At 63.2% G+C, this 26,724-nt stretch carries 27 protein-coding genes; 9 read left to right on the top strand and 18 right to left on the bottom strand.

Annotated features, from left to right (window positions below; all coding sequences use genetic code 11):
- Positions 1-46: 46 nt before the first annotated feature.
- Both H5P29_RS08865 and H5P29_RS08860 read right to left on the bottom strand, forming a co-directional pair.
- Positions 47-994 carry a PRC-barrel domain-containing protein gene (locus H5P29_RS08865; protein WP_154385673.1) on the bottom strand — a complete coding sequence of 316 codons (948 nt, stop codon included), beginning with the start codon at positions 992-994 and terminating at the stop codon, positions 47-49.
- A gap of 211 nt (positions 995-1,205) precedes the next feature.
- Positions 1,206-1,376: a hypothetical protein gene (locus H5P29_RS08860; protein ID WP_169808314.1), complete on the bottom strand. Its 171-nt coding sequence runs from the start codon at positions 1,374-1,376 to the stop codon at positions 1,206-1,208.
- Between the two features lie 126 nt (positions 1,377-1,502).
- Here H5P29_RS08860 and H5P29_RS08855 point away from each other — a divergent pair, with 126 nt between their 5' ends.
- Positions 1,503-2,939: a sensor histidine kinase gene (locus H5P29_RS08855; RefSeq protein WP_067957336.1), complete on the top strand. Its 1,437-nt coding sequence runs from the start codon at positions 1,503-1,505 to the stop codon at positions 2,937-2,939.
- 12 nt (positions 2,940-2,951) lie between these two features.
- On the opposite strand, the gene H5P29_RS08850 is transcribed toward H5P29_RS08855, so the two are convergent.
- Both H5P29_RS08850 and H5P29_RS08845 read right to left on the bottom strand, forming a co-directional pair.
- Entirely contained in the window at positions 2,952-3,404 is a 453-nt protein-coding gene (locus H5P29_RS08850) for a hypothetical protein (RefSeq protein WP_154385674.1), read from the bottom strand.
- Positions 3,405-3,473: 69 nt separating this feature from the next.
- On the bottom strand, positions 3,474-3,800 hold the full coding sequence (locus H5P29_RS08845) for a YqjD family protein (RefSeq protein WP_067957331.1): 327 nt from the start codon (positions 3,798-3,800) through the stop codon (positions 3,474-3,476).
- A gap of 122 nt (positions 3,801-3,922) precedes the next feature.
- Between H5P29_RS08845 and H5P29_RS08840 the strand changes: the two genes are divergently transcribed.
- Positions 3,923-5,035, top strand: coding sequence for an AI-2E family transporter (locus tag H5P29_RS08840; protein ID WP_154385675.1), 1,113 nt, complete (start codon positions 3,923-3,925; stop codon positions 5,033-5,035).
- Between the two features lie 73 nt (positions 5,036-5,108).
- Here H5P29_RS08840 and H5P29_RS08835 read toward each other — a convergent pair whose 3' ends face one another.
- Entirely contained in the window at positions 5,109-5,870 is a 762-nt protein-coding gene (locus tag H5P29_RS08835) for a Crp/Fnr family transcriptional regulator (RefSeq protein ID WP_067966099.1), read from the bottom strand.
- Positions 5,871-6,017: 147 nt separating this feature from the next.
- On the opposite strand from H5P29_RS08835, the gene H5P29_RS08830 reads away from it, so the two are divergent.
- Positions 6,018-6,401, top strand: a complete 384-nt coding sequence (locus tag H5P29_RS08830) for a response regulator (RefSeq protein WP_067957325.1) — start codon at positions 6,018-6,020, stop codon at positions 6,399-6,401.
- Here the strand turns inward: H5P29_RS08830 and H5P29_RS08825 are convergent.
- Entirely contained in the window at positions 6,387-6,935 is a 549-nt protein-coding gene (locus H5P29_RS08825; RefSeq protein ID WP_067957322.1) for an RNA polymerase sigma factor, read from the bottom strand. The two genes, H5P29_RS08830 and H5P29_RS08825, sit on opposite strands and share 15 nt — an antisense overlap.
- Positions 6,936-6,941: 6 nt before the next feature.
- Positions 6,942-7,139: a NepR family anti-sigma factor gene (locus H5P29_RS08820; protein WP_154385735.1), complete on the bottom strand. Its 198-nt coding sequence runs from the start codon at positions 7,137-7,139 to the stop codon at positions 6,942-6,944.
- A gap of 195 nt (positions 7,140-7,334) precedes the next feature.
- Here H5P29_RS08820 and H5P29_RS08815 point away from each other — a divergent pair, with 195 nt between their 5' ends.
- From H5P29_RS08815 to H5P29_RS08795, 5 genes are all read left to right on the top strand, one after another.
- Entirely contained in the window at positions 7,335-8,129 is a 795-nt protein-coding gene (locus H5P29_RS08815; RefSeq protein WP_067957319.1) for a response regulator, read from the top strand.
- 75 nt (positions 8,130-8,204) lie between these two features.
- Entirely contained in the window at positions 8,205-8,369 is a 165-nt protein-coding gene (locus H5P29_RS08810) for a DUF1328 domain-containing protein (RefSeq protein WP_018429836.1), read from the top strand.
- A gap of 209 nt (positions 8,370-8,578) precedes the next feature.
- Positions 8,579-9,550, top strand: a complete 972-nt coding sequence (locus tag H5P29_RS08805) for a sensor histidine kinase (protein WP_246670797.1) — start codon at positions 8,579-8,581, stop codon at positions 9,548-9,550.
- A 98-nt stretch (positions 9,551-9,648) separates the two neighbouring features.
- Positions 9,649-9,969: a hypothetical protein gene (locus tag H5P29_RS08800; RefSeq protein ID WP_067957315.1), complete on the top strand. Its 321-nt coding sequence runs from the start codon at positions 9,649-9,651 to the stop codon at positions 9,967-9,969.
- A gap of 160 nt (positions 9,970-10,129) precedes the next feature.
- Entirely contained in the window at positions 10,130-10,375 is a 246-nt protein-coding gene (locus H5P29_RS08795) for a YMGG-like glycine zipper-containing protein (RefSeq protein ID WP_067957313.1), read from the top strand.
- Between the two features lie 87 nt (positions 10,376-10,462).
- Here H5P29_RS08795 and H5P29_RS08790 read toward each other — a convergent pair whose 3' ends face one another.
- From H5P29_RS08790 to xylF, 4 genes are all read right to left on the bottom strand, one after another.
- Positions 10,463-12,064: a CHASE domain-containing protein gene (locus H5P29_RS08790; RefSeq protein ID WP_154385736.1), complete on the bottom strand. Its 1,602-nt coding sequence runs from the start codon at positions 12,062-12,064 to the stop codon at positions 10,463-10,465.
- 120 nt (positions 12,065-12,184) lie between these two features.
- Positions 12,185-12,973 (bottom strand): ATP-binding cassette domain-containing protein, encoded by a 789-nt coding sequence (locus tag H5P29_RS08785; RefSeq protein WP_067957308.1) that lies wholly within the window; start codon positions 12,971-12,973, stop codon positions 12,185-12,187.
- Between the two features lie 21 nt (positions 12,974-12,994).
- A complete protein-coding gene (locus tag H5P29_RS08780) occupies positions 12,995-14,347 on the bottom strand; it encodes a sugar ABC transporter permease (protein WP_154385676.1) in 1,353 nt (450 codons plus the stop codon).
- Between the two features lie 140 nt (positions 14,348-14,487).
- Positions 14,488-15,528 (bottom strand): D-xylose ABC transporter substrate-binding protein, encoded by a 1,041-nt coding sequence (xylF, locus tag H5P29_RS08775; RefSeq protein WP_154385677.1) that lies wholly within the window; start codon positions 15,526-15,528, stop codon positions 14,488-14,490.
- A 249-nt stretch (positions 15,529-15,777) separates the two neighbouring features.
- Here xylF and H5P29_RS08770 point away from each other — a divergent pair, with 249 nt between their 5' ends.
- Positions 15,778-17,019: an ROK family protein gene (locus H5P29_RS08770; protein WP_154385678.1), complete on the top strand. Its 1,242-nt coding sequence runs from the start codon at positions 15,778-15,780 to the stop codon at positions 17,017-17,019.
- Between the two features lie 127 nt (positions 17,020-17,146).
- Here the strand turns inward: H5P29_RS08770 and phoB are convergent, their stop codons facing one another.
- From phoB to H5P29_RS08735, 7 genes are all read right to left on the bottom strand, one after another.
- Positions 17,147-17,836 (bottom strand): phosphate regulon transcriptional regulator PhoB, encoded by a 690-nt coding sequence (gene phoB, locus H5P29_RS08765; protein WP_067957297.1) that lies wholly within the window; start codon positions 17,834-17,836, stop codon positions 17,147-17,149.
- A 98-nt stretch (positions 17,837-17,934) separates the two neighbouring features.
- Positions 17,935-18,639 carry a phosphate signaling complex protein PhoU gene (gene phoU / locus H5P29_RS08760; protein ID WP_067957295.1) on the bottom strand — a complete coding sequence of 235 codons (705 nt, stop codon included), beginning with the start codon at positions 18,637-18,639 and terminating at the stop codon, positions 17,935-17,937.
- Between the two features lie 38 nt (positions 18,640-18,677).
- Entirely contained in the window at positions 18,678-19,502 is an 825-nt protein-coding gene (pstB, locus tag H5P29_RS08755; RefSeq protein WP_154385679.1) for a phosphate ABC transporter ATP-binding protein PstB, read from the bottom strand.
- A 24-nt stretch (positions 19,503-19,526) separates the two neighbouring features.
- Entirely contained in the window at positions 19,527-20,843 is a 1,317-nt protein-coding gene (pstA, locus tag H5P29_RS08750; RefSeq protein WP_154385680.1) for a phosphate ABC transporter permease PstA, read from the bottom strand.
- The gene (gene pstC, locus H5P29_RS08745) at positions 20,840-22,306 is read right to left on the bottom strand and encodes a phosphate ABC transporter permease subunit PstC (protein ID WP_154385681.1); all 1,467 of its coding nucleotides are present in this window, start codon (positions 22,304-22,306) and stop codon (positions 20,840-20,842) included. The genes pstA and pstC overlap by 4 nt, the downstream gene beginning before the upstream one ends.
- A gap of 102 nt (positions 22,307-22,408) precedes the next feature.
- Positions 22,409-23,446 (bottom strand): PstS family phosphate ABC transporter substrate-binding protein, encoded by a 1,038-nt coding sequence (locus H5P29_RS08740; protein ID WP_154385682.1) that lies wholly within the window; start codon positions 23,444-23,446, stop codon positions 22,409-22,411.
- 289 nt (positions 23,447-23,735) lie between these two features.
- The gene (locus tag H5P29_RS08735; RefSeq protein ID WP_154385683.1) at positions 23,736-26,681 is read right to left on the bottom strand and encodes a response regulator; all 2,946 of its coding nucleotides are present in this window, start codon (positions 26,679-26,681) and stop codon (positions 23,736-23,738) included.
- Positions 26,682-26,724: the final 43 nt, after the last annotated feature.

Here is a 26,724-nt window from a genome sequence, read left to right as displayed (position 1 = left end):
AAGGCCCGCGCCGAAGCGCGGGCCCCTCCTCTCAGGTACGCCGCAACTACTGAACGATGATCAGGCGCTGCTCGTCGCGCTTTTCGGCCCAGCTGCCCGCGTCATAAACGGGATGGCCTTCGAGCTGCTCCTTGGTGAAGGTGGTGTAGAGATATTTCTTGCCGTCGGCATCGACCATGAAGGCAAGGTTGTCGCTGCCGACCGCGACCTTCTTTTCACCGACGCCAAGGAAGCCGCCAACGTCGATGACATAGGCATCGATCTTGCCGTCGGCGGTCATCAGGATATCGCCGATCTCGCCGATATTGGCATCGTCAGCACCATAGACGGTGGTGCCCATCAGCTCTTCGGCGCGCAGATCGGCCGCCGGCAGCTCCTTCAGAGTCGACTTGTCGATCGCCGCCGTCTTGGTGTCGTCGGCCGTCGCCGCATCAGGCGTGGCGGCCGGCGCCTGGGCGGTCTGTTCCGACGCAGGAGGCGTCGCCTCGGGCGTTGCCGGCGCCTGCGCCGTCTGGTCGGTGGCCGGCGCGGCCGGATCGGTCGCTGCTACGGCTGCGGGAGCCGGATCATAGGCGCGGCGATTGAAATCGGGCAGCGCCTGCAGCTGCTCCTTGGTCGTCGACATCACCAGCCAGCGGTCGCCGTTCTTCTCGGCCCAGTCGAACTTGTCGAAGCTGACGGCGACATTCTTTTCGCCGATACCAAGGAAACCGCCGACACCAATCACCAACTGGTCGGCCTTGCCGTCGGCGGTCAGGACGATGTCGTTGACGTTGCCGATGTTCTCGGCGTCGTCGGCGGTGCCGTTATAGACCTTCTCGCCAATGATGTTGGCGGCAAGGAAGCCCTCGGCATGCGGGATCACTTCAGGTGTCGCGGGGGCAGCTTCCGTGGGAGCTGCCGGAGCAGGTGCAGGTGCTGTGGTGTCCTGGGCATAGGCGCCCGTCGCAAGCAGGCCTGCAATGGCGGTCGTGGCCAAGAGGTTGCGGATCATGGTAAAGTCTCCTCGTGCGTGTTGTTCATGCATGCCGCGCCTTGACCTGTCTTTTGCCGGAACGGTCGGGCGCGGCCTCCTACGGGTTCACAACGCCGTGACCCCGCCATGGTTCCGAATTTTTCCCCTGTCGGAATTGGCCGGCCTGGCCTTCGAAACCGTCGCCCGCAATTGGACGGGCGAGACGAAATCTCCATGGCAACCAAGATACTTAGCCGGGAGCCGTGGTCGTCTGGTTGGCATCTTGATCGATCATCTCGCCATAGAATTCTGCGGCACCCCATGCCGCCATGGCCAGCATCAGCGCTGCCAGAAGCACCAGCAGGACGTGACGGCCGCGCGTCCCCTGACGCGCCTTTCGGGCTGGAATGATCTTGCTCATCGCTGCTCTCCCAAATGGTTCCAGGAGGGCTAACGACAGCATAACGGCATGGTTCCCAAGTTTCGGCCAAGGCTTTTCAAGCGTGCCGCACCCGTCTAGTTTCCCCAGGCCAAGAGGGATGGCCAAGTGCAAGACGACAGAAGCAAGGCGAGCAACGACGCCGACGACAGCGCCGACGAGGCCCAAGGGCGCGCGCAGCGCGATCCTGATTTCGACCGGATGGCAAAGCTTGCAGCCGCCCTGATGTCGGCGCCGGCAGCACTGCTCACCCTCGCCGACCAGGACGGACGACAGCTTGTCCAGGCGGACGTCGGACTGTCCTCCGCTCAGATCACTGAGGCACTGGATCTGGCGGAAGGGTTCCTCGCAAACGGCCCTGCCGAAGCAGTCAACCGTACACTTTTTCTGCATGCCGGCGCGCCGATCGTCATGTCAGGACGCACCTTCGGAGCACTGCTGGTGCTCGACAACGAACGGCGCCCTGCGCCCGATCCGGACAGGCAGGCGCAGTTGCAGGACGTCGCCGCCCTTGCGGGCAGCCTCGTCGTCCTGCGCGACCGCTCGCAAGCTGGCGCGCGCGCCGAGGCCGCGCTTGTGCATGCCGAAACCCGCCGCGCGATAGCACTTGAAGCCGCTGCCCTTGCCAGTTGGGTCTGGGATCCGCGCACCGGCATCGTCGAATGCGACACGCTGCTGCCCGAACTCTTCAACATGCCGCCGGCTGCAAAAATGCGGGCGCGCGACATCGTCGTTTCCATCGACCGTCGCGACATCGGCAAGACACGCAAGATTTTCCAGGAAGCGCTTGAGGGCAGCGACGACTATTCCGGCGAATACCGCATCCGCGGCTTCGACCCGCCGCGCTGGCTCGCCGCCCGCGGCCGCGTCGTCGAGCGTGACGCCGACGGCCGTCCGACGCTGGTCTTCGGCGTCAACTACGACATCACGGAGCGCCGCAGTGCCGAGGAGCGCCAGCGCCTGCTGTTGCGCGAGATCAATCACCGGGTCAAGAACACGCTCGCCACCGTGCAAGCGCTGGCCACCCAGACGGTGCGCCACGCCCGCGAGCCGCGTGAATTCCTCGACGCCTTCAGCCAGCGCCTGCGCGCGCTTGGCCTCGCCCACGGATTGTTGTCGGAATATGAATGGCGCGGCATCGGCATCCGTGACCTCGCGCGGCTGGAACTCTCGCCCTTCGACGACGATGACGCCCCGCGTATTTCAATCTCTGGCCCCGACGCGCTGCTCAGCCCTGATCAGACGCTGGGCCTGGCTTTGATCCTGCACGAGCTGGCCAGCAATGCGCTCAAATATGGCGCGCTATCTGCGCCGGGTGGCAGCGTTGTGGTGTCGTGGACAGTGACCAGCGACAAGCGGCTGGAGCTACAATGGACTGAAAGCGGCGGACCGGAGGTCGTCCCGCCGAGCCATCACGGTTTCGGCTCGATCCTCATCCGCCGCAGCCTGGCAAAAGTCATCTCCAGCGAGGTGACGCACGAATTTCCGAGCGAGGGCGTGCGTGCGCACATTTCGATGCCGCTGGGTGAAACGGCCGAAGCCTGACATCTGGCGGGCCTATTCGCCCGCCACGCCATCGCCGTCGTCCGGCTTGCGATTCTCGCGATAGATCGCATAGGCGGCCAGCGCCACCACCGGTCCCAGCAGCGCACCGATGCCACCCTTGCTGCGCAGCAATGTCGGCAGCACTGCCATCACGGCCGTCGTACCCAGCGCCGCGATATCGGCGCGCCGGCGACGCTCGTCTTCGCGTGCCCGCGACCCGGCCATCAGCTTGTGCACGAGCAGGATCAACCCCGCCAGCAGCAGGAAACCGAGGCCAAAACCGATTGCCGCTTCGAGGTGACCAAATTTCTCAGCCGCCCAGATGAAGGCGGCGCCGACGAGAAAGCCCGCGCCGCATAGGCCAGCGATCCCGGCCGCCAGGTAGGCAGCTGCCGCGCGACGTGTCCGCCTCAGTGCCAAAATCGTCTCGCCGGTCGCGAAACTCGCAATCAGTGATGCCAGCATATGTCCCCCGGCTTGTGCCTGAAAATTGCGCATCGCCGATCGAAGATCGGTTGATCTCCGATCGGCGCGCTAGCGCCGCGCCAGCAGCGCGACGAGAAAACCAACGCCGGCGGCGATGGCAAGCGACGTCACCGGCTTCTCGCGCACGGTGGTCATGATCTGGTCTTCGATGTCACGGGCATTGCTGCGCAACGCTTCGACGGCTGCGTCGCTTTGCGCCTTCATCTGCTCTGCCCCCAGCGCCGCGGCACGCCGCGCAGCGCCGTAGCCATGTTCGCCGGTCGCCGCCAATTGCTTGGCCAACGCCTCGATATCGGCCTTCAATTGCTTGATGTCGGCCTCGAGGTCCGGCGTCGTCTTGGTGCCGTTGCCGGCCTTTCCTGCAGCTGCAGCCATGTCATTGCTCCTTGCGTTCGATGGGGTCGAAACGCCTCATGCGCCTGTCGGTTCCGTCGTTCCAAGGAACCATCGCCGACCACCGGACGTTTTGCCAGCCTCATTCAGCTGGAAAATCTTCGATGCCAACTCGCACCATCAAGAAGGCGCCGACCGTGCGCCTTCCGCCGAAATCCAACTTCGAGATTCTTCTCACGCGCGGCGCACAGGTATCGATCATCTTCATCGGCATCGTCGTCACGGTGTTCGCCCTGCATGCCGGCGAGTTCATCCTCACGCCCATCGGCCTCGGCGTCGTCATCGGCCTGATGCTCGGCCCGCTTGCTTCGCGGCTTGAACGCTTCAAGGTGCCGCCGGCACTGTCGGCGGCGATCGTCGTCCTGCTGTTCATCGTCTCGGTCTGCGTCTTTGCGCTGCTGGTCAGCTCACCGCTCAGCTTCTGGCTCCAACGTCTGCCGCAGATCTGGTCTCAGCTCGCCACCCAGCTGGCTGACCTCAAGGGGCCGCTCGAGACCTTCAAGAGCATGCGCGACCAGCTGCGCCAGGTCACCGGCGGCGAAGGCGTGTCGGTCTCGGTCGACGAAGGCATGGGCGTCGAGACGATGGCGACACTGGCGCCCGCGGTCATCGCCCAGATACTGCTGTTCTTCGCAAGCCTCTATTTCTTCGTCGCCACGCGCGACCAGACCAGGATCGCCATCCTCAGGCTCTGCTTCAACCGTCGCCTGCGCTGGCGCGTCGCCCATATCTTCCGCGACGTCGAGCAACTGGTGTCGCAATATCTGCTGTCGATCACCGTCATCAACGTCGCCGAGGGCATCACCGTCGGCATCGGCCTCTATCTGCTCGGCGTGCCCTCGGCGCCGCTGTGGGGCGCGCTCGCCATCCTCACCAATTTCGTCCCCTTCATCGGCCCGCTGGCCATGGTGGCGATCCTGTTCGCCGTCGGCTTGACCGAGTTCGACACGCTGGCTACGAGCCTGCTGCCGGTGATCCTTTATCTCGGCGTCAACACCGTCGAGGGCCAGTTCGTCACCCCGCTGGTCATCGGCAGGACGATGACGCTCAATCCCTTCGTCGTGCTGCTGGCACTGGCGTTCTGGATCTGGCTGTGGGGCGCCGTAGGCGGCTTCATCGCCATCCCGGCCTTGCTCGTCGGCTACGCCATCATCCGCAATGTGCTGCCCGGCGTGAACTGGGGCGTCGACGAACGCGACCGACAATACGGGCGCTAAGCGCAGTTCCAGGAAAAAATTGGCCGCGTTTTCCCGTCCGGAATTGCGCAAGCACAAGAAGACAACGCTCCTGTCAAAGCAGAGGGCGGACACCTTCGTCGAGGCCGCCCCAGTTCGCCAGCGCCATCAATCCCTCGATGTCGAGCACCTTGCAGCCGCCATCGCGCCACTGCACGAGTTTGCGGTCGATCAGCTTGCGGATGGTCTTGTTGGTGTGGACCAGCGACAGTCCGAGCGTGTCGGCGACGTGCTGCTGGGTGATCGGAATCTCCACCTTGCCGGTCCCGTCCATGCCGACCTTCCGCGCCCTGCTGGCAATGAAGGCGAGCAAATAGGCGGCTCGCTCCAGGGCTGACCGGCGCCCGACACTCAACAGGTTCTCGTCGAGCATGCGCTCCTCGCGCGAGGCGATCCAGGTGATGTCGTAGGCCAGCCCCGGATAGCCGCGATAAAGCTCCATCAGCCTGTCGCGCTCGAACATGCACAAAAGCATCGGCGACAGCGCCTCCACCGAGTGCTGCATCTCGCCCATCAGGCTGCCCTGCAGGCCTATCATGTCGCCAGGCAGCACGTAGTTGAGAATCTGGCGGCGCCCGTCCTCCAGCAGCTTGTAGCGAAATCCCCATCCCGCCAGCACAGTGTAGAGATGGGCACTGTTGCTGCCTTCGGAAAGCAGCGTCGCGCCCTTGTCGACGGACAGCTCGCCGCGCTTGAAGCTGCTGACGAAAGCCAGCTCGTCATTGTCGAACGGCCGGAAGGTCGGCAACGGCCTGAGCGGGCACTTCTCGCACGAAACCTGCCGCACAGTGTCGGTCGGAATGCCTTGCTCGGTCATGAATTCCTCCAGAAATGTGACCGGCAACGCCTTGATGGCGCCGAAGGTTCCTCACGGGTGCGCCGCTGCCGCAGCATGTCTTTTTTAAATGACAGCAGCCGCGACTGCCGTCATGTTCGGCTTCGATTCCATGGAGTGCCCCACGACGTGTCGAGCCCGCTTTCAGGACTGCGTATACTTGTTCTCGAAGACGAGGCGCTGATCGCACTCGACGTCGAGCAGCTTTGCAGGGACCACGGCGCCGGCGAAGTCGCCATCGCTGGCAATCTCCGCGAAGCACGTGAAATCTCCGCGCCCTTTGATGCCGCCATCATCGACGTCATGATCGGCGGCGAGCCGACCTTCGACTTCGCCCGCTCGCTGGAAGCGGCTGGCGTTCCGTTCGTATTCGCTTCGGGCTACGACAAGCTTGACGAGATCTTCGTCGACTTCCCTGACGTGACCCTGGTGAGCAAGCCTTACGCCGGCGCCGATCTCATCGAGGCAGTCACCGAGAGCATTCGCAAGCGCGCGCGCTCAGCTGACAGTTGAGCCCATCACCTGGGCCGCGATCGCGTCGGGGCCGTAGTCGGCCTCGCCCGAGATGTCCAGTATCTCCTGCAGCCTGTTGCGGGCGCGGCTGACCCGGCTCTTGATGGTGCCGACGGCACAGCCGCAGATTTCCGCCGCCTCTTCATAGGAAAAGCCCGACGCGCCGATCAGGATGATCGCCTCGCGCTGGTCTTCCGGCAGTTGCTCGAGCGCCTTGCGGAAATCGTCGAGATCAAGTCGGCCGGGCTGGCTCGGATGCACGGCGAGCCGTGCGGTCAGAAGGCCGTCGCTGTCCTGCACCTCGCGGCCACGCTTGCGCATCTGCGAATAGAACTCATTGCGCAGGATGGTGAACAGCCACGCCTTGAGGTTGGTGCCGGGCTGAAAGCTCGACTGCTTGTCCCACGCCTTGACCAGCGTTTCCTGGACAAGGTCGTCGGCCCTGTCGGCGTTCTGCGACAGCGACATGGCGAAAGCGCGCAGGCCAGGAATGGTCGCGAGCAGGTCGCCCTTGAAACCTTGGGAAGCTGCCATGCCCGGTCAGTCCTTCTGCTGCTCAGGTTCGGCTTGTTCCAGCTGGCTCAACAGCTGGGCAAATCGATCCGGCACCTCGTCGGACACCAGTTCATCGTAATATTGCTTGAGCTTGCGGCCGATTTCTGAATTTGCCCCAAGGGGCTCACCGTCGCGAAGACGGTTCGGCCTGGCGCTGGCGGCGCCACTTGTCTGCCTTGTCATATGCTTGCTTTGCCCTTTTGCCCCGTCGGACGTCCCGCCCCAAACGGCGCGCAACAACCTTTGCGGTTTATCGAATTTTGCACCCAACTCCTCAAATGCGGATAGGTTCCACAAAAGAGGAACTTTTGCATAGACCAAGCGTTGTGTGTCGCTTCACAACAGTTTCAGCAACGTCACATGAGGGAGACGTCGACCATGACATTATCCACGAGAATTGCCCCCCACCTGCCTTATCTCCGTCGCTTCTCGCGTGCGGTGGCAGGATCCCAGGAGAGCGGCGATGCGCTGGTGGCTGCGATGCTCGAAGCACTGATCGATGACATCGATGTGTTCCCGTCCGCTTCCAACGATCGCATTGCGCTCTACAAGATATTTGCCCGTCTTTTCACCTCAGTCTCCATCCGCGTTCCCCAGGATGGCCCGAGCCTGGCCTGGGAAAAGCGCGCTGCCGCCAATCTCTCCGCACTCTCGCCGCGTCCGCGCCAGGCATTCCTTCTGGTTGCCGTTGAAGGTTTCAACGAGGCTGAAGCTGCCGAAGTGCTCGACGCCGACGAGGAAGAGTTCACCAAGCTGCTCCATGAAGCGAGCGGCGAAATCTCGCGCCAGGTCGCGACCGACATCCTGATCATCGAGGACGAACCACTGATCGCCATGGACATCGAGGAGATGGTGGAGAGCCTCGGCCACCGCGTCGTCGGCACGGCGCGCACCCGTGCGGAAGCGATAGCGCTGTTCAAGCGGACGCGCCCGAAGATGATCCTGGCCGACATCCAGCTCGCGGACGGCAGCTCGGGCATCGACGCCGTCAACGAGATGCTGTCGTCAGCGCCGTTGCCTGTGATCTTCATCACCGCCTTCCCCGAGCGCCTGCTGACCGGCGAGCGCCCCGAGCCGGCCTTCCTCGTCACCAAGCCGTTCAACCCTGAAATGGTCAAGGCGCTGATAAGTCAGGCATTGTTCTTTGACAGACAGGCAAAGGCTGCGGCATAGGGCTTTTTGGCCTCGCCTCAGGGAACCATCCTTGCGGCGGCACGTTTTTCATTCATCATTTGAAGGAGATAGATCATGCTGTATTGGGCGCTCGTATTCCTTGTCGTCGCGATTATCGCCGGCGCCCTCGGCTTCGGCGGTATCGCCGGAACTTCTGCCGGCATCGCGCAAATCTTGTTCTTCATCTTCCTGGCGTTTCTTGTCATCTCGCTCATTGCGGGCCTGTTCAGGCGCGCGTGATGACGTCGGTAACATGAAGAACCAACCCGAGACTGGAAGCCGGCCCCCTCAGTCGGAGTCCAGCGCCGCCGGGTAGCGCTCAGCACTGACGCGTTACCCGGCGGTCCCATTTGGTTCCAGCCGAAATCATTCGGCTGAACCGCAAGAAGCAGAGCAAAGGCTCTCGTGGCATGGCCAATCCCTCAGCATCAATGGGACCGAGCTCACGATTGGACGCCGCTCTTCTCCACGTCTCCCGCAATGCCGGCATCGCCGTGCTTTACCAGGATCACACCCTGCAGACAGTGTGGTCACACAATCTGCAGCCGCCTTGGGCGGAGGTGCTGGAGGAGCAGTCCGGGACGGTCAACTCCCTGCCGCAACAGCAGGCCGACCGGCTCGTGGCTGCAAAGAAGAACGTCCTTGCCACCGGCAATTCGGACGGGCTCGAGGTCAGCATCGCCGACAACTCGGCAGGCATGCGTTGGTACGATGTCTGTATCGACGCCGACCATTCGTCGAGCGGCCAGGTCCAGGGTGTCGTCGTCACCGTCATCGAAACCACAGAGCAGAAGCGGCGCGAGCAAACGCTGAAGGCGCTGCTGCGCGAGGTCAGCCACCGCTCCAAGAACCTGCTTGCCATCATCCAGAGCATTGCCAGCCAGACCGGTCACTATTCCGGCTCCATCGACGTCTTCCTCGAGCGTTTTCGCGGCCGGCTGCAGTCGCTCGCCTCGTCGCAGGATCTGGTCACGTCGTCGAACTGGCGCGGCGCAGGCTTTCGCGAACTCGTAATCGGCCAGGTCAAACGCTACAGTAACGACACCGAGCATGCCGTCCACATCCTTGGCGAGGATCCCTATCTCACCCCCAATGCCGCCCTGCATATCGGTCTTGCCGTGCACGAGCTGGCGGTCAATTCAGTGAGCTTTGGCGCGCTTTCGCGTGCAGACGGTCACGTCGAGGTGACGGCCAGCAGGGTATCCGGTCCCGATGGCGAAGGGCAGTTGGCGCTGCATTGGTCGGAGGCAATCGGCCCGACTGCCGACGCGACGACACGCAAGAAGCGCTTCGGCTCGGTCGCGCTCGAGCGCGTCGTCCCGGCGGCGCTGAGCGGCAGTGCCGTACTCGAAATCGGCGTCGACAGGCTGCAATACCGTCTCCTCATGCCCCAGGCGAACTTCGAAATCGACAGGGATTAGCCGTCGCCACATGACACCGGAGATTCAAACGGTTTAGCTCGATTGGATCACGGAACTTTTGCCCGCCACCCGCCGTTTCTTGGCCGAGGTGGTTTGTCATGGAACACATCGCAGCGTTTCTGTTGGTCGTTTCCTGCTCGCAGGATTTGACGGGTTGCCGCGAGACACCGGCGCCAGCGCCCTTGTTCGAGGCATATGACGCCTGCCAGGCCGAGTTGCCGAAGGTTCTGACCGCGTTCACATCGCGCGACAGACGCGCCTTTGCCAAATGCCTCGAGGTCGATCCCGCGCTAGAGGACGACTACGACCAACTGACCTGGAATGTGCTGCCCAACGGTATGCTCGAAGCGTCGCTGTCGGTTTCGAGCGTCGTCGTGGCGGCGGATGCGGCGAGCGGCAAGCCGGCATATCTCCACTGATGCGCAAGCGTATCAGCCTGTCCCCTTCAGACCGAGGAGCCGACATCATGCGGATACGCTAAGCCGTTGAATTGATGCGGCGAGCGGAAAAACGATTCCGATTTTTGGACCGATACGCTAAGTATTCACCGGGCGATGTTAAAGTGAGAGGACTGACCACATGAAGAAGCTTATCCTTGTCGTTGCAGCCGTCGTTGCAATCTCAGGCTGCACGACGACCGAGCGCGACGTAGCCACCGGCACGGGCGTAGGTGCTGTTGCCGGCGCTCTCATCGGCGGTGGCCGGGGCGCACTCATCGGCGGTGCGGTCGGCGCGGCCTCGGGCCTGCTGGTCCGCAACCTGCGCAATGGCTACTGCGAATACCGCAACAGCCGTGGCCAGATTTACACGGCGCGCTGCCGCTAAACGGCTTTGCAGACAAAACCCGGCGAAGGCTCTGGCCTCGCCGGGTTTTTCTTTGTGAACCGGGTCTTCTTGCCGATGTCGCGGCGTTCAGCCGCGATAGGGTATGTCGATCTCCACCAGCAGTCCGTCCTTGGCGTAGCGGCGCATGATCTTGCCATCGAGCTCGCGGGTGATGTTCATGTCGATAAGCTTGGTGCCAAAGCCGGTCCTCTCAGGCTCCGATACGCCATTGCCGTTGCGTTCGGCCCAATTGAGCACCAGCCGCCGTTTCTTGCCCTGGCCGTTCATGCGCCAGTTCACCTTCAGGCCGCCAACCGAGTTGTCGCCGTCGCCATATTTCAACGCGTTGGTCGCAAGCTCATGGAAGGTCAGCCCAAGTGCCTGCGTCGTCGTCTCGTCCAGTTCGACCGTCGGACCATGCATCATGTCCTCCGGCAATTCCTTGCCGAACACCTGGCCCAACTCGATGCGCAGCAATTCGCTGAGATCGGCCTTTTGCCAGCGCGAGCGTGTCAGCATGTCCTGCGATGCTGCCATTGCCTGAAGCCGCGCCGAGAAGGACGACGAGAAGTCATTGATGTTCTCGGAGTGCGCCGCGGTCTGCCGCGCCATCGCCAGCACGCGGGCAATCGAGTTCTTGATGCGATGCTTCATTTCCTGAAGCATCAGGTCCTTTTCCAGCAGGCTCTTCTCGGTCGTCTCGTGCAACTGCGCCGCGGCTTCATAGGCGCGCTGCTGATAGCGCGCGACAAGCGCGATCGCACCCGCCAGCACGAGACCGAAAACCCCGAGCATCAGCGGCGCGGCACGCGGCGATGGCGGCGCAAACGCTGTGCTCGGCCTGAAATTGACGGTCCATCTGCGGCCGGCGACATTGGCCTCGCGCGTCACCGAAAACTCGTTGCCATAGCTGGGATCGGGTGGCACCTGCGAGCGGAACAAAAGCGTGTCATCGCCCATCGTCCCGTCGAATACCTCCACCGCCACCGGCAGTAGCGGCGCCTTGCCGAGTGCTGCCTGGAAAAGCTCCGACGTGCGGAAGGCGACATAGAGAAAACCAGCGGGTGCCGGACCTTCTGCCGCCGGGCGGTCGACGCGTGAAAGCACCAGGATCCCGGGCTGCTTCTCGTTGTCGCCCTGGCCGAGCAGCACCCTGCCCGTCGCCCTGGGTTGGCCCTGGGCCGCCATTGCCGATTCGATGGCGGGCCGGCGCAGCGGGTCGGTTGCCATATCGTAGCCCATCGCATCGAGGCTGGCCTTGCTCATCGGCTCGAACAGCACGATGGGCGTCCGCCAGTTCAGCGTCGTCTCAGGAAACAGCGCCCGGTCGATGCCGTAGCCGTCCTTCAGTTCGCGCATGACCGTCTCGCTCTGGCTGGTCTCGATCAGCCTGAGGAAGCCTATGCCGCGCAGGCTGGGGAAATTCTTCTCCGCATCGAGCGAAGCGAAATAGTCGCGGAACTGGTCGCGCGAAAGATGGCCCTTCTGCGCCACGAACATGGCTTGCGTCGCATGCAGCAAGGCAAGGTCGAATTCCAGCCTGCCCTCGATGCGGTTGAGCGCGTCGTCGGCGACGGACTGGAACTTGATCCGCGCCGCCTCCACGGTCGCCAGATACACGAGCCCGGCCATCGTCAGGCTGACGAGGGTCACGGCGATAAAGATCAGACTGGGGAAGTACTTTCTCAATTCCGGCTGGCTCGCGTCACCCACGCACCATTAAAGCACGATCGCGCAAAGGTGAAACTGCTTTTCGCGATCGTGCATTGAGCCAGACGTGCGGCCTGCTTGAGCCGGCAAAGGGCCTGTTCAGGCAGCGATCTGCATTGCCCCCGGTCCGGGCGTTGCGCCAGGCGGACACTTGCCGAGAATGATCATGCCCAACACCTCATCCTTGGTCACGTCCTCGGTGCGGGCCGTGCCGACGACCTGGCCGTTCTTCATCACGCAGACACGGTCGGCGAGATCGAACACGTCGTGGATGTCGTGGCTGATGAGAAAGATGCCGATGCCATCGGCCTTGAGCTGCTTGACCAGTTCGCCGACCTGCGCCGTCTCCTGTGGTCCAAGGGCTGCCGTCGGCTCGTCCATGATCAGTATGCGGGCATTGAACAGGATGGCACGTGCGATCGCCACAGACTGACGCTGGCCACCGGAGAGCTTGCTGACCGGCTCCTTGAAGCGCTGGAAGCGCGGGTTGAGCCGGCCCATCACCTTGCGCGCCTCGGCTTCCATGGCGACATCGTCGAGCGTGCCATAGGCGGTCATGATCTCGCGTCCCAGGAAGAGGTTGGCGGCGGCATCGACATTGTCGGCCAGCGCCAATGTCTGGTAGATCGTCTCGATGCCGTATTTCTTGGCGTCGCGCGGGTTGGAGATCGCGGCCTCCTCGCCCCGGACCATGATGGTGCCGGCGTCGCGCTTGTAGGCACCCGACAGGATCTTGATCAGCGTCGACTTGCCGGCACCATTGTGACCGAGCAGCGCCACCACTTCACCGGGATAGAGGTCGACCGAAGCATCGTCGACGGCACGGATGCCGCCGAAGGCGATGGAGATGTTCTTGAGGTCGACGAGCGGGATACGGGTCTGTTCCATGATCTTGGCTCCCGGATTTCGTTAGACGCGCTTGCGATAGAGCGTGTCGAGCCAGACGGCTACGACCAGCACCATGCCAACGACGATGTTCTGCAGCGGCGTGTCGATGTTGAGCAGCACCATGCCCGACTGCAATGACTGCATCAGAAGCGCACCCAGCATGGCACCGGCAACGGTGCCGGAGCCACCGGCGAGCGAGGTGCCGCCAATGACCGCTGCCGCGATGACCAGCAGTTCGTCCAGGGTACCGAGCGAGTTGGTAGCCGAGTTCAGGCGAGCACTGGAGACTGCCGCCGAGATCGCCGCCAGCACGCCCATGATCATGAACACCTTCATGGTGATCCAGCGCGTGTTGATACCGGCGAGGTTGGCTGCTTCCGGGTTACCGCCGATGGCGAAGACATAGCGGCCAAAGCGTGTGCGGTTGGTGACGAAGGTCATGACGATGCCCACTGCCACCGCGATCAGGACGGGAATGGCGATGCCATGGGCGATGAACAGGCCGCCTTCAGGGATGGTAATGCCGTTGGCCTCGGCGTAGCGACGCACGATACCGATCGGCCAAGGGTAGGAGTTGGCGATCCAGATCGCGCCAAGGATGACCCCGCAGGTAACGGCGCCGAGCAATGCCTCTGCCCAGACCGGCCGCAGCGGAAACTTGAAGCGCTTGCGTTGCTGGCGGCCACGCAGCAGCAGGAACACCACAGCCAGGCATGCGACAAGGCCGACGATCCAACTCCACGTCGCTCCGATGGCGCCCTGCGGACCACCACCCATGAGCTGGAAGGTGGCATCGAGCGGCGCGATCGTCTGGCCTGACGTGACCCACCAGGCCGCCCCGCGCCAGATCAGCAATCCGCCCAGCGTCACGATGAAGGCAGGAACCTCCATGTAGGCGATGACGAAACCTTGCAGCGCGCCTATCATCAGACCAAGCGCAATACCAATGGCAAGTGCCAACGCCCAGATCCACGGATTACCAAGTTCGAGACCGACGGCTTTGACCAGGAAATGCACCTGGGCAAAGCCCATCACCATGCCGATCAGGCCTTCGGCCGACCCGACCGACAGGTCGATATTGCGCATGACGATAACCAGCACCATGCCGGTCGCCATAATCGCCACGGCAGACGCTTGCACCGACAGGTTCCACAGATTGCGGGCGGTTAGGAAGGTGCGGCTGTCGAATTCGAACGGGTTGACGCCAAGGCGCAAGCTCGAAATCACCTGCAGCCCGACCCAGATCAGGAGCAGCGCACCGACCATGCCGAGCATGCGCGTATCGATCTCGGTTGCCTTGAGAAAGCGTCCGACCGGGCTGAGTTCGGTCGTTCGCGCTCGGTCTGCCGGCGCGTTGGTTGTCGTGTCTGTCATTGATACCTCCCGACCGGATATCCGTCTAAGCGGCAGCCGGTGTGCGCATGATAGGGTCAATCCGCCATGTCATGAAGCGGGCGCTTTTGAAAAACGCCGCGGGCAAGCCGCGGCGTTTGACCGACCGGATCGAACCGATCTCAGTTGCAGGCTGCGACCGAACCGGCCGCCACGCCCTGGCAGACCACGTCCTTGCCAACCCAGCCGGCGTCGATGACGACGTTGAGGTTGTCCTTGGTGATCGGAACAGGCGTCAGGAAGACCGAGTTCAGCTCGAGGCCGCCAGGCGTCTTGAACTTGGTGACGTTGGCGATCTCTTCCATCTTCTTGCCATCGGCGAGCTGCGAGGCGATTTCGGCGGCGTTCTTGCCGAGCTCGCGCGCGTCCTTCCACACCGAGACGGTCTGAGTGCCGAGCGCGATGCGGTTCAGCGCGGCATGGTCGCCGTCCTGGCCCGACACCGGCACCGAGCCGGCAAGGCCCTGTGCCTGAAGCGCTGCGATCGCGCCGCCGGCGGTGCCGTCGTTCGAAGCCACGACCGCGTCGATCTTGTTGTCGTTGGCGGTCAGGAACTGTTCCATGTTCTTCTGGGCATTGGCCGGCAGCCAGCCATCGGTATAGGCCTCGCCGACATTCTTGATCTTGCCGGCGTCGACGGCTTCCTTGAGCACTTCCATCTGCCCGGCGAACAGGAAGTCGGCGTTCGGATCTGCACCGCTGCCCTTGATGAAGACGTAGTTGCCTTCAGGCTTGGCGGCGAACACGCCCTTGGCCTGCATGCGGCCGACTTCCTTGTTGTCGAAGGTCAGGTAGAAGGCGTCCTTGTTCTCGATCAGGCGGTCGTAGCCGACAACAGGAATGCCTTCGGCGACGGCCTTGTCGACAGCCGGTCCGATGGCCGAGGCGTCCTGAGCCAGGATGATCAGGGCGTTGGCGCCCTGGGAGATCAGGCTTTCGACGTCGGTCAGCTGCTTGGCCGGCGACGACTGCGCGTCAGCCGAGATGTACTTGTCGCCGGCGGCCTCGATGGCTGCCTTCATGGCGGCTTCGTCGGTCTTCCAGCGCTCTTCCTGGAAGTTCGACCAGGAGACGCCGATGACCTTGTCCTTTGCCGAAGCCACTGCCGTAAGCGACAGAGTCATGGCAACGCCCGCCAGGATGGCGGTGGTAAACTTTTTCATTATTTCCTCCCTGCGCCCAATGGGCGCGCCTACTTCGCGATAGCCCTTGGAGAAGCTCTTTTTTTCGAGCCTCGAAAAAATACTGACTCAATGCCTGGCCACTGTCAACATGGTTTCGCGAGCGCTCCTTATTTTTTTCGGAGCCCGAAATAAATGGAGACATTTGGCGCTGGCTCTGTCACAATCACTTGGCGCGTAAGGGACTGCCGCTTAAGAAGGGCAGCGCTTCGCCGGGAGGAAGACGAGCACATGTCGGTCGGCATACGTCACGACGATCTGAGACGGCGCAACCGCGCCATGGTTATATCCGCGGTTCGCCGAGCCAGCCAGCCATCGCGCACCGAAATCGCCGCCACCACCGGCCTCAGCCATTCGACGATCTCGACGATTTCCTCTGATCTCATATCAGAAGGCATCCTTGCCGAGGCCAAGTTCAGCGAACCCGTCTCCATGAAACGGGGGCGGCCGCAGGTCGGGTTGATGCTCGATGCCGACGCTGCGTCTGTCGTTGCGGTCGTGCTCTCGCTCAACAGCCTGTCCGCCGCCGTCATCGACTATGCCGGCAACACCGTGACCGAAGAGACCCGGCGGCTTGTCACGCAGCAGATGCCTGCGGAGGCGCTGGTCGACGAATGCGTCGGAATGGTCCGGCGCCTGATCGACGGCGCCGGCGTTTCGGGCGGCGCCGTCCTACGCATCGCCATCGCCGTCCAGGGCATCACCGACGCCGCCTCGCGCAAGCTGTTGTGGTCGCCGATCACCCGCTACGACGACATCCCCTTCGCCGACCGGCTGGAGCAGGAGTTCGGCGTGCCTGTGTCGGTCGAGAACGACTGCAACATGATCGCCGAGGCCCTGCGCTGGCGCGATCCGGTGCGTTATCGCGACGACTTCATCGCCATCCTGCTCTCGCACGGCATCGGCATGGGCCTCGTCATCAAGGGCGAGCTGTTCACCGGCACGCAGTCGTCGGGTGCCGAGTTCGGCCACATGATCCATCGCCCGGACGGCGCGCTTTGTCGCTGCGGCCGCCGCGGCTGCATCGAGGCCTATGCCGGCAACTACGCCATCTGGCGCAACGCAAGGGTTGGCGACGAGAATGCCGAGCCGCTGGCCGACCTGTCCGACGACGACATCAGGGCCGTGGCCGATGCGGCACGTGACCATGATGGCCCCGAACGCGAGGCCTTCCGCAAGGCCGGCGAAGCCATCGGCTTTGGTCTCGGCTCGATGTTTGCGCTGTTCGACCCCGCCCCCCTCGCCTTCGTCGGCGTCGGCGCAACCGCCTTCGACATCATGGAGCCACATGTGCGCGCGGCCATCGCCAAGACGGCGGGCGGGCTGCACTCGAAGGCGATCTCCTTCGACACCGAACCCAACGAGGTTCCACTCAAACGCGAGGGCGCGATGATGCGCGCGCTGCTTGCCGTTGATCAGGAGGTCTTTGCCGCAGGCACGGCTCCACGCCGTGCCGATGCCGACGTCGCCTAAAGCAATTCCAGGAAAAGTGTGCAGCGGTTTTCCGTCCGGAATTGCTCAAAAAGAAAGACATAGAGAGATTCCGCGATTCGAAGAAAAGCGGAAACTCTCTAGCTGAGCGGAAAGAGCCCGAAGCGGCTCAGTCCTCACGGATGGCGTAGCCGGCACCGCGGATGGTCCGGATCACGTCAGGCATGCGGCCGTTGTTGACCGCCTTGCGCAGGCGCCCGACATGCACGTCAACGGTGCGCTCGTCGATATAGATCGTCTCGCCCCAGACATTGTCGAGCAGTTGGCTGCGCGAGAACACGCGGCCCGGGTGCCGCATCATGAATTCGAGCAAGCGGAATTCGGTCGGCCCGAGCTTGATCTCGCTCTTCTTGCGGTAGACGCGGTGCGACTCGCGGTCGAGCATGATGTCGCCGACCTTGAGCACCGAGGACAGCACCTCGGGTTTGGCCCGGCGCAGCAGCGCCTTGACGCGCGCCATGAATTCCGGCGTCGAGAACGGCTTGACCAGATAGTCGTCGGCACCGGTCGAAAGGCCACGCACCCTGTCGCTTTCCTCGCCCCGCGCCGTCAGCATGATGATCGGCAGGCGTTCGGTATCGGGACGCATCCTGAGCCGGCGGCACAGTTCGATACCCGACAGCGCCGGCACCATCCAGTCGAGCACCAGCAGGTCGGGCACGTTTTCCTGGAGCCGGATCTCGGCCTCGTCGCCACGCGTGACGACCTCGACCTGATAGCCTTCGGATTCGAGATTGTAGCGAAGCAGCACGCCCAGCGGCTCTTCGTCTTCGACGACCATGACCTTGGGAGCGATCATTGGCTATACCTTGTCCTTGCGCATGGCCGCTTCTGGACCATGCGCTGATTTAACCTATGCAGCGCCCCCGCGCCAAACGCATGCGGTTGCGGAAATGCTCAGGCCGGAACCGTCGTCGTGGTCTCGTCGACCTTGGGCCGGTTCAGCGGCAGCTGCGTACCCGTCACGACGAAATAGGCGTTCTCGGCGATGTTGGTGACATGGTCGCCGATGCGCTCGAGGTTCTTGGCGCAGAACAGCAGATGCGTGCAGGCCGTGATGTTGCGCGGATCTTCCATCATGTAGGTCAGGAGTTCGCGGAACACGGCGGTGTACTGGATGTCGATCTTCTGGTCGTCGGCGCGCAGATCCTTCAGGCCCTCGGCCTGACGCGCGACATAGAGATCGACGACGCCGCGAACCTGGCCGAGCACCAGCTGCGCCATCGCATCGATCGAATGCGAGAGATTGCGCGGGGTCGGCGACTGGCCGACGGCGCCGACGCGCTTGGCAATGTTCTTGGCGAGGTCGCCGATGCGCTCGAGGTCACCCGCCATGCGGATGGCACCGACCACGGCGCGCAGATCCTGCGCCATCGGCTGGCGCTTGGCGATCAGCGTGATCGCCGAATTGTCGAGATCGCGCTGCTTGGCGTCCATGATCGTATCGTCGGCAACGACGTTTTGCGCCAGTGCCTGGTCGGACGTGAGAAGCGCGCGGATGGCGCCGGCCACCATTGCGCCAGAAAGATCGCCCATGTCGCGGATGAGCTGGTCGACGTGCTGAAGTTCTTCGTCGAAGGACCGGACTGTATGTTCGCCCATGATTTCTTCCTCGTATCGTGTGCCGCGACGAAACCCACTCAGCCGAAGCGGCCGGTGATGTAGTCCTGCGTCCGCTTGTCGTCGGGGTTGGTGAACATCTTGTCGGTCGGGCCTTCCTCGACGAGATAGCCGAGGTGGAACATCGCCGTGCGCTGCGACACGCGCGCCGCCTGCTGCATCGAGTGCGTAACGATGACGATCGTGTAGTTCTCGCGCAGTTCGTCGATCAGCTCCTCGACCTTGGCGGTGGCGATCGGGTCGAGCGCCGAACACGGCTCGTCCATCAGGATCACCTCGGGCGAAACGGCGATGGCGCGCGCGATGCACAGGCGCTGCTGCTGGCCGCCCGACAGGCCGGTGCCCGGCTCGTTGAGACGGTCCTTGGCTTCGTTCCACAGAGCGGCCTTCTGCAGGCTCTTCTCGACGATCACGTCGAGTTCGGCCTTGTTCTTGGCGAGACCATGGATGCGCGGGCCGTAGGCGACGTTCTCGTAGATCGACTTCGGGAACGGGTTCGGCTTCTGGAACACCATGCCAACGCGGGCGCGCAGCTCGACGACGTCGATCTTGGGATCGTAGATGTCTTCGCTGTCGAGTGTGATCTTGCCGCCGACGCGGGCTGCGTCGATGGTGTCGTTCATGCGATTGAGGCAGCGCAGGAAGGTCGACTTGCCGCAGCCCGACGGGCCGATCAGCGCCGTCACCTGATTCTGGCGAACGTCGAGATCGACGCCGAACAGCGCTTGCTTCTCGCCATAGTGCACGGTCACCTTGTCGCCGCGCATCTTGATGATTTCGTTCGTTCTGGCGTTCATCTCAGCATTCACCGCGTCGTCGAGGGATTTTTCGGTCATGATGTTCATAGCAGGATGCTCCTTGTCCATGCCCTACCAGCGGCGCTCGAAGCGGCGGCGCAGGACGATGGCGACGATGTTCATGGCCATGAGGAAGATGAGAAGAATGATGATGGCGCCCGACATGCGCTCGACAAAGGCGCGTTCGGCCTCGTTCGCCCACATGTAGATCTGCACCGGAAGTGCGGTTGCGGGATCGAACGGCGTCTTGGGATAGTCGGCGACGAAGGCGACCATGCCGATCAAGAGAAGCGGTGCTGTCTCGCCGAGCGCACGCGCCAGGCCGATGATCGTGCCGGTCAGGATGCCGGGGGCGGCCAGTGGCAGGATGTGCTGGAACACCATCTGCATCTTCGAGGCGCCGAGGCCAAGCGCTGCCGAGCGGATCGACGGCGGCACGGCAGCCAAGGCGGCGCGCGTCGCGATGATGATGGTCGGCAGCGTCATCAGCGTCAGCACCAGACCGCCGACGAAGGATGCCGAACGCGGCAGGTCGAGGAAATTGATGAACACGGCCAGGCCGAGCAGACCGAAAACGATCGACGGCACGGCGGCGAGGTTGTTGATGTTGACCTCGATCAGGTCGGTGAAGCGGCTCTTCTTGGCGAATTCCTCGAGATAGATCGAGGCGGCGACGCCGATCGGCAGCGCCAGCAAAAGCACGATCACCATCATGTAGAACGAACCGATGAGGGCTACGCCGACGCCCGACGTTTCAGGACGGCTTGATGCGCCGTAGCTGAACAGGCCGGTGTTGAAATGCTCGGCCATCACGCCTTCGGCCTTGAGCTTGTTCATCCACTCGACCTGCTGGTCCGACACCTTGCGGCGGCTTTCCGGCACGTCGAGGTCGATCTGACCCTTGAAGGCCGAGTCGAGATTGGCGGCGGCGAGGATGTCGACGTTGCGGGTCGTGCCGATGACCGACGGGTCGGCGGCGACGATCGCCCGGAGCTGTACCCGCGAGCTGTCGGACAGGAAGCCCTTGAGCTTGCGCACATCGGCCTTGTTGTTCGGGTCGATGCCGAGCTTCTCGATCAGCGCCTGTTCGGCGAGCTTGGGATAGTTCGCAGTGATCAGCACATTCGGATCGGTCGCCCGCTTGTTGGACGGGTCGATGATCTTTTCGTCGAAGTTGATCGGCAGCGTCACCGTCGTCTGCCAGAAGGCCGTGTAGCCCTTGGAAACGATCGAGGTCAGCATCACTGCCAGGAAGGCCAGGCCGATGGCGATCGCCAGCACACCATAGAGTCGGAAGCGGCGTTCGGCGGCATAGCGCTTCTTGAGGCCGATGTCGCGGCGCGGACGGGCAGCTGACGCGGTCAGCGTGTCGAGCGAAATATCGGTCATTCGTACTGCTCCCGGTACTTCCGGACGATGTAAAGGGCGACGATGTTCATCACCAGCGTCAGCGCGAACAGCGTGATGCCGAGCGCGAAGGCGACGAGCGTCTGCGGCGTGTTGAATTCAAGATCGCCGGTCAGCTGGTTGACGATCTTGACGGTGATGGTGGTCATCGCCTCGAAAGGGTTGAGTGTCAGGTTGGCGGCAACGCCCGCTGCCAGCACCACGATCATCGTTTCGCCGATGGCGCGCGAGGCGGTCAGAAGGATGGCGCCGACGATGCCCGGGAGAGCGGCTGGGAGGATGACGCGCTTGATCGTTTCCGAGCGCGTGGCGCCAAGGCCGAGCGAGCCGTCGCGCATGGCGCGCGGCACGGCGGTGATGATGTCATCGGAGAGCGAAGAGACCACCGGGATCAGCATCACGCCCATGACCAGGCCGGCGGTCAGGATCGACTGCGCCTGGATGAACGGGGTGCCGCCGGTGAGCGCCGCGCTGATGTCGCGCAGGAAAGGCCCAAGCGTGACGAGCGCGAAGATACCATAGACGATTGTCGGGATGCCGGCGAGCAGCTCGAGCGCCGGCTTGACCACCGCGCGTACCTTGGGTGCTGCGTATTCCGACATGTAGACCGCCGACATCAGGCCGATCGGCACTGCGACCAGCAGCGCGACGAAGGCAATGTAGAGCGTGCCGGCAAGCAGCGGGATCAGGCCGAACTGGCCTTCGCTGGCGCCCGCACCAGCAGCGGCGAAGCGCGGATCCCACACCGCGCCGAAGAAGAAGTTGGTCAGCGGCACCTTCTCGAAAAAGGCGATCGTCTGGAACAGCATCGACAAAACGATGCCGATGGTCGTGAGAATGGCGAGCGTCGAGGCGCCGAGCAGGCTCCACAGCATCACCTTCTCGACATTGTTGCGTGCCCTGGCGCGCGGGCTGATGCCCTTCAGCCCGAAGCCGACGCCGATCAGGGCGAGGCCGATCGAGACGACGGCCGAGATCATGCCGAGGCGGTCGGAGACGCTGTTGGTCTCAGTCGCGATCGGAATCATGTAGTCCTGTGTGTCGGGAGCCAGCGCCACGCCCTTGGCGGCAAGCATCGGCTGCAGCTCGGTAAAGGTCGAGGGCAGTGTTGCAAGCGTCTGGCTGTCGAGCTTGCGCAATCCGCTGGCGAGGCTCTTGACCAGGCCTGCGGACAGATCTTCATGCGCGACGGTGCCGTCTGCGACATCGGCCGGCAGGGACGAATGGATGTGGCTGTTGAGATAGGCGCTGGCGCCGATGTCCCAGGCGGCGAGGAACAGCACCGCCGGCACGACGCCGGTCAGGAATGCCCACCAGCCATGGTAGTGCGCCCGCGAGTGCGGCTTGACGGTTCCATCATCCTGCGCGCGCGCCCTTTGCCGGCCAACCACGAAGGCGGCCAAGCCTATTGCGAGCACGATGGCGAAGACAAGCAGGAATGACATGGGCCGGCCTCGGTGAATTCGGTTCTTTGTGCCGAACGGGACAGTCGGCGAAATATTCCACGGGGCGCCGGATTTTTCCGACGCCCCGTGGCAGTTCGTTGATTACATGGTCTTGCCGGCGCCGAAGGCTTCGCGCTGGGCAGCGCGCTCTGCGTCCGGAGCAGCAACCAGACCGTAGTCGGCGAGCGGGCTTTCCGGGCCGACCATCTGGTCGTCGAGGAAGAACTCAACATATTCCTTCAGGCCGGGAACAACGCCGAGATGCGCCTTCTTGACGTAGAAGAACAGCGGACGCGACACCGGATACTCGCCCTTGGCGATCGTCTCGACCGAAGGCGTGATGCCGCCGACGGTGGCGACCTTCAGCTTGTCGGCGTTGTTTTCGTAGAAGGCCAGGCCGAACACGCCGACGCCGGTCTTGTTCGAGTCGATGCGGGCCAGCGTCTCGGAGTAGTCGCCGTCGATGTCGACAGCCTTGCCGTCCTTGCGCACGGCCTTGCAGGCGGCTTCCGCGGCCTTGTCGTCGAGGCCGGAAGCCTTGCCGGCGTCAACGCCGCCGAGCTTCTTGCAGCCGGCGATCAGCAGCTTTTCTTCGAACACTTCGCGGGTGCCGTGCTTTTCGCCCGGGATGTAGGCAGCGATGTCCCAGTCGGGCAGGTTCGGGTTGACCTGGTTCCACTTGGTGTTCGGGTTGTCGACCAGCTTGCCGTCGACAGCGATCTTGGCCGCGAGCGCCTTGTAGACGTCTTCCGGGGTCAGCGCCCAGTCCGGGCCCTTGACGTCGGTCGCGAAGACGATGCCGTCATAGCCAATCTTCACTTCCTGGATGTCCTTGACGCCGGCGTCGACGCAGGACTTGATCTCGTCCTTCTTCATCGGACGCGAGGAGTTGGCGATGTCGATGGTGTTCTCGCCGACGCCCTTGCAGAATTCCTTGATGCCAGCGCCCGAACCGCCCGATTCGACGACGGGGGTCTTGAAGTTGGTGAAGGTCTCGCCGAACTGTTCGGCAACGATCTTTGCATAGGGCAGAACGGTCGAGGAACCGGCAACCTGGATCTGGTCGCGGGCCGAGGCATAGCCTACCGAGGCTGCGATCGCGAAGGCAGCAGCCGACGCAGTGAGAAGAGCTTTTTTCATTGGGGCCTGCTCCTGTTGGAGTATCTCTTATGACGCCTTTCCTCGGCGCCCGGTGAGCCAATAGCCCCCCTCTATTACAGTTGCATGACAGTTTCGTGTCACCCCTGTAACGGTTGCTGTGCATGGCGCTGAAGGGGTCGTTTCCTCGGTCCTTTGCCGGCGCGAGGCAAACAACAGGCAGGCAACGAAAGCAAGCCGCCTACGCAACGGCAGGCCGGTCTTTGTCGCCGCAGACTGTCACATTTCCACAATCTTTCAGAGCCGATCCGGCGCGTGTTCCGGATCCGGGTCAGACGGCGCCGCGGCGCTCCTCGTCCTGCCACGACCAGCGCTCGATCTTTTCGAGCAGGGCCCGCGGACTGATCGGCTTGGGCAGGTAGTCGTCCATGCCGGCTTCGAGGCAGCGTTCCTTGTCGCCTTTGAGTGCGTGCGCAGTGACACCGATGATCGGCACGCGCATGCCGGTGCCGCGTTCGAGCTTGCGGATTTCGCTCGTCGCCTCGAGCCCGTTCATCTCGGGCATCGACACGTCCATCAGGATCATCCTGGGACGACGCTCGCCATAGGCTGAAACCGCGCGCCTGCCATTGCCGACAATCTCGAAGCTGAGCTCGGTTTCGGCCAGGATCTGGCTGAACACCATCTGGTTCACCTCGTTGTCCTCGGCAACGAGAATGTCGAGCCCGCCATCGCCGCCCGGCCGTTGGCCGCCGCGGAGGCGCGTTGCTTGCGGCGCAGGGCTGCTGGGAAGCTTAGCCGGCACCTGCGCTTCAACCATCTGCGCCGGCGTGAGGTTGGGCGCCCGCTTGCGCTGGATCGCCGCGACCAGCGCCTCCAGCAGAGCAGACGAGCGCGCCGGCTTGATCAGTTGGGCATCAATTGCGAGATCGCGGTGCCCAGGACCAGAAAGCGACTGGTCGACCGAGGTCAGCATGACGACGGGCGTGTCCGACAGGGTCGGCGACTGCCGCACGATCCGGGCCATCTCGGCACCGGTCATGCCCGGCATCTGGTAGTCGAGCACGATGCAGTCGACATTGATGCCCATCGCCTGCGCGGCCTGCAGCACCTGCAGTCCCTCGGCGCCGCTCTTGGCGGCACAGGAATCAAAGCCCCACGACAGCATCTGTTCTGTCAGGATCGTGCGGTTGACGGCATTGTCGTCAACGATCAGCACGCGCGCACCGGTGACGTCGATCAGTGCTGCCGGCCGCGTCTCCAGCCGGCCGGCGTTGGGCAGGGTCAAGGAGAACCAGAAGGTCGAACCCGCCCCCTCACCGCTCTCCACGCCAATCTCGCCACCCATCATGTCGACGAGGCGCGAGGTGATGGCAAGGCCGAGGCCGGTGCCTTCGTGCCGCCGCGTCGACGACGAGTCGACCTGGCTGAACTTCTCGAACACCAGCTTGAGCTTGGCCTCGGGGATGCCGATGCCGGTGTCGGTCACCGCGACATGCAGCTTGGTCTGCTCGCCGTCGCTGCGGCCTGTCACGTCGACGAGCACATGGCCGGAATCGGTGAACTTCACCGCGTTGCCGAGCAGATTGGTGATGATCTGCCTGATGCGGCCGACGTCGCCGACATAGAGATGCCGGAGATCGGGCTGCATCCTGACGATCAGCTCGAGATCCTTCTCCTTGGCCCGCGTCGACATCAGCGTGGCGACGTCCTCGATCGCTTCCGACAGGTTGAACGGGATCGGGTCGAGCACCAGCTGGCCGGCGTCGATCTTCGAGAAATCGAGGATGTCATTGATGATCGTCAGCAGGGCATTGCCCGATTTGACGATGATGTCGGTGAAGGTCTTCTGCTTGGGGTCGAGGTCGGATTTCGCCAGAAGCTCGGCCATGCCGAGCACGCCATTCATCGGCGTGCGGATTTCGTGGCTCATATTGGCAAGAAATTCGGATTTGGCGCGGTCGGCCAGCACGGCCCGGCGCTGCGCTTCCTCGAGTTCGACTTCACGCTGCTTGAGCTCGGTGATGTTGGTTGTCGAGCCGATCAAATAGAGCGAACCGTCGGAGGCCACCATCGCGCTCTTGCGCGCGAACTGGTGGCGCATCGTCCCGTCGGCGCATGTCGCCGTCTCTTCGATCTCAACCGTCGTGCCGCGGCGCATGACCTCGCGGTCGGCCTCCATGAAGGGCTCGCCTTCGGAGCCGAAAATCTCGAGATCGGTCTTGCCGATGGCCTCTTCCTTGGAATAGCCGGTCAGCTCGCACCAACCCTGGTTGACATACATCAGCCTGAGGTCGTGGTGCTTGGCGTAGATCGACACCGGAACATTGTCGATCAGGCTGCGGAACACCTCGTTCTCGCGCATCGAGTCCTGCAGCGCACGCTCGCGCTGCTTGAGTTCGGTGATGTCGACACGCACGCCGATGAAGGTGCCGTCGGCCAGCCGCTGGTCGAAGATCTGGTACCAGCGGCCATCGGGATTGCGCCGCTCCCGCACCGCCTGGCTGGAATGATAGCGTTCCATCATGCCCTCGACCCACGCCTCAGGATCGGCGTCATAGAGGGCATCAAGGTCGTCGTCGCTGGTGTCGCGGAAGTAGCCCGAGCGCTGCGCTGCCACCATGCTGTCGCGCAGCGTGCGACCTTCGGTGAGTACGTCATGGAGTGCCGGCAAGGCGCTCTTGAGCTTGCGGTTGGCAAGCACGAAACGGTCGTCGCGGTCATAGATGACGACGCCGGCCGGCAGCGATTCCAGCACTTCGGCCAGCCGATGGCGGGCTTCGACCGCTTCGACCTCACGGCGCTTCATCTCGCTGACGTCGTAATAGGAAACCAGCCGCTTGCCGCCGGACAGGGCAGTGACCGAATAGATCATGGTACAGCCGTCGGCGCGGCGGAATTCACGCGGCGCGACATCACCGGCCGCAATCTCGGACTCGCGCAGGGCGACGTAGCTTTCCCAGTCGGCGTCGGCGACGGCATAGACACCGCTGTAGCGATTGATGTCCATCAACGCCCTGAACGGGCAGCCGACGGCGACCTGGCCCACTGTCAGCCTCCAGATGTCGTGGAAAGCCCGGTTGATGAACTGCACGTTGAGGCCGGCATCGACCAGCACCACGCCCATGTTCATCGATTCGATGGTGCGTTCGAGATCGGCATAAGGCAGGTCGAGATCGTCCAGGGCCCGCGCGCCGCCAGCCTCGTTCGTCAGCGCCCGCTCATTGGCCGGCTCGCCGGTCGGATCGTTGACGTCCGAGCCCAGAATTTTCCGCATCCGTCAGCCCTGCATGCATGGAGCGATGCTGCTCCCCCGCAGA

Source organism: Aminobacter sp. MDW-2 (assembly GCF_014250155.1).
Lineage (GTDB): Bacteria > Pseudomonadota > Alphaproteobacteria > Rhizobiales > Rhizobiaceae > Aminobacter > Aminobacter ciceronei.
The sequence above is the reverse complement of the archived record's forward strand: the minus strand, read 5'-3'. Positions and strand labels throughout refer to the sequence as shown.

Excerpts from the sequence above, each read along its gene's own strand:
- H5P29_RS08865 (WP_154385673.1), bottom strand. The coding sequence starts at position 994 with ATGATCCGCAACCTCTTGGCCACGACCGCCATTGCAGGCCTGCTTGCG.
- H5P29_RS08860 (WP_169808314.1), bottom strand. The coding sequence starts at position 1,376 with ATGAGCAAGATCATTCCAGCCCGAAAGGCGCGTCAGGGGACGCGCGGC.
- H5P29_RS08850 (WP_154385674.1), bottom strand. The coding sequence starts at position 3,404 with ATGCTGGCATCACTGATTGCGAGTTTCGCGACCGGCGAGACGATTTTG.
- H5P29_RS08845 (WP_067957331.1), bottom strand. The coding sequence starts at position 3,800 with ATGGCTGCAGCTGCAGGAAAGGCCGGCAACGGCACCAAGACGACGCCG.
- H5P29_RS08840 (WP_154385675.1), top strand. The coding sequence starts at position 3,923 with ATGCCAACTCGCACCATCAAGAAGGCGCCGACCGTGCGCCTTCCGCCG.
- H5P29_RS08835 (WP_067966099.1), bottom strand. The coding sequence starts at position 5,870 with ATGACCGAGCAAGGCATTCCGACCGACACTGTGCGGCAGGTTTCGTGC.
- H5P29_RS08825 (WP_067957322.1), bottom strand. The coding sequence starts at position 6,935 with ATGGCAGCTTCCCAAGGTTTCAAGGGCGACCTGCTCGCGACCATTCCT.
- H5P29_RS08820 (WP_154385735.1), bottom strand. The coding sequence starts at position 7,139 with ATGACAAGGCAGACAAGTGGCGCCGCCAGCGCCAGGCCGAACCGTCTT.
- H5P29_RS08815 (WP_067957319.1), top strand. The coding sequence starts at position 7,335 with ATGACATTATCCACGAGAATTGCCCCCCACCTGCCTTATCTCCGTCGC.
- H5P29_RS08810 (WP_018429836.1), top strand. The coding sequence starts at position 8,205 with ATGCTGTATTGGGCGCTCGTATTCCTTGTCGTCGCGATTATCGCCGGC.
- H5P29_RS08800 (WP_067957315.1), top strand. The coding sequence starts at position 9,649 with ATGGAACACATCGCAGCGTTTCTGTTGGTCGTTTCCTGCTCGCAGGAT.
- H5P29_RS08795 (WP_067957313.1), top strand. The coding sequence starts at position 10,130 with ATGAAGAAGCTTATCCTTGTCGTTGCAGCCGTCGTTGCAATCTCAGGC.
- H5P29_RS08785 (WP_067957308.1), bottom strand. The coding sequence starts at position 12,973 with ATGGAACAGACCCGTATCCCGCTCGTCGACCTCAAGAACATCTCCATC.
- H5P29_RS08780 (WP_154385676.1), bottom strand. The coding sequence starts at position 14,347 with ATGACAGACACGACAACCAACGCGCCGGCAGACCGAGCGCGAACGACC.
- xylF (WP_154385677.1), bottom strand. The coding sequence starts at position 15,528 with ATGAAAAAGTTTACCACCGCCATCCTGGCGGGCGTTGCCATGACTCTG.
- H5P29_RS08770 (WP_154385678.1), top strand. The coding sequence starts at position 15,778 with ATGTCGGTCGGCATACGTCACGACGATCTGAGACGGCGCAACCGCGCC.
- phoB (WP_067957297.1), bottom strand. The coding sequence starts at position 17,836 with ATGATCGCTCCCAAGGTCATGGTCGTCGAAGACGAAGAGCCGCTGGGC.
- phoU (WP_067957295.1), bottom strand. The coding sequence starts at position 18,639 with ATGGGCGAACATACAGTCCGGTCCTTCGACGAAGAACTTCAGCACGTC.
- pstB (WP_154385679.1), bottom strand. The coding sequence starts at position 19,502 with ATGAACATCATGACCGAAAAATCCCTCGACGACGCGGTGAATGCTGAG.
- pstA (WP_154385680.1), bottom strand. The coding sequence starts at position 20,843 with ATGACCGATATTTCGCTCGACACGCTGACCGCGTCAGCTGCCCGTCCG.
- pstC (WP_154385681.1), bottom strand. The coding sequence starts at position 22,306 with ATGTCATTCCTGCTTGTCTTCGCCATCGTGCTCGCAATAGGCTTGGCC.
- H5P29_RS08740 (WP_154385682.1), bottom strand. The coding sequence starts at position 23,446 with ATGAAAAAAGCTCTTCTCACTGCGTCGGCTGCTGCCTTCGCGATCGCA.
- H5P29_RS08735 (WP_154385683.1), bottom strand. The coding sequence starts at position 26,681 with ATGCGGAAAATTCTGGGCTCGGACGTCAACGATCCGACCGGCGAGCCG.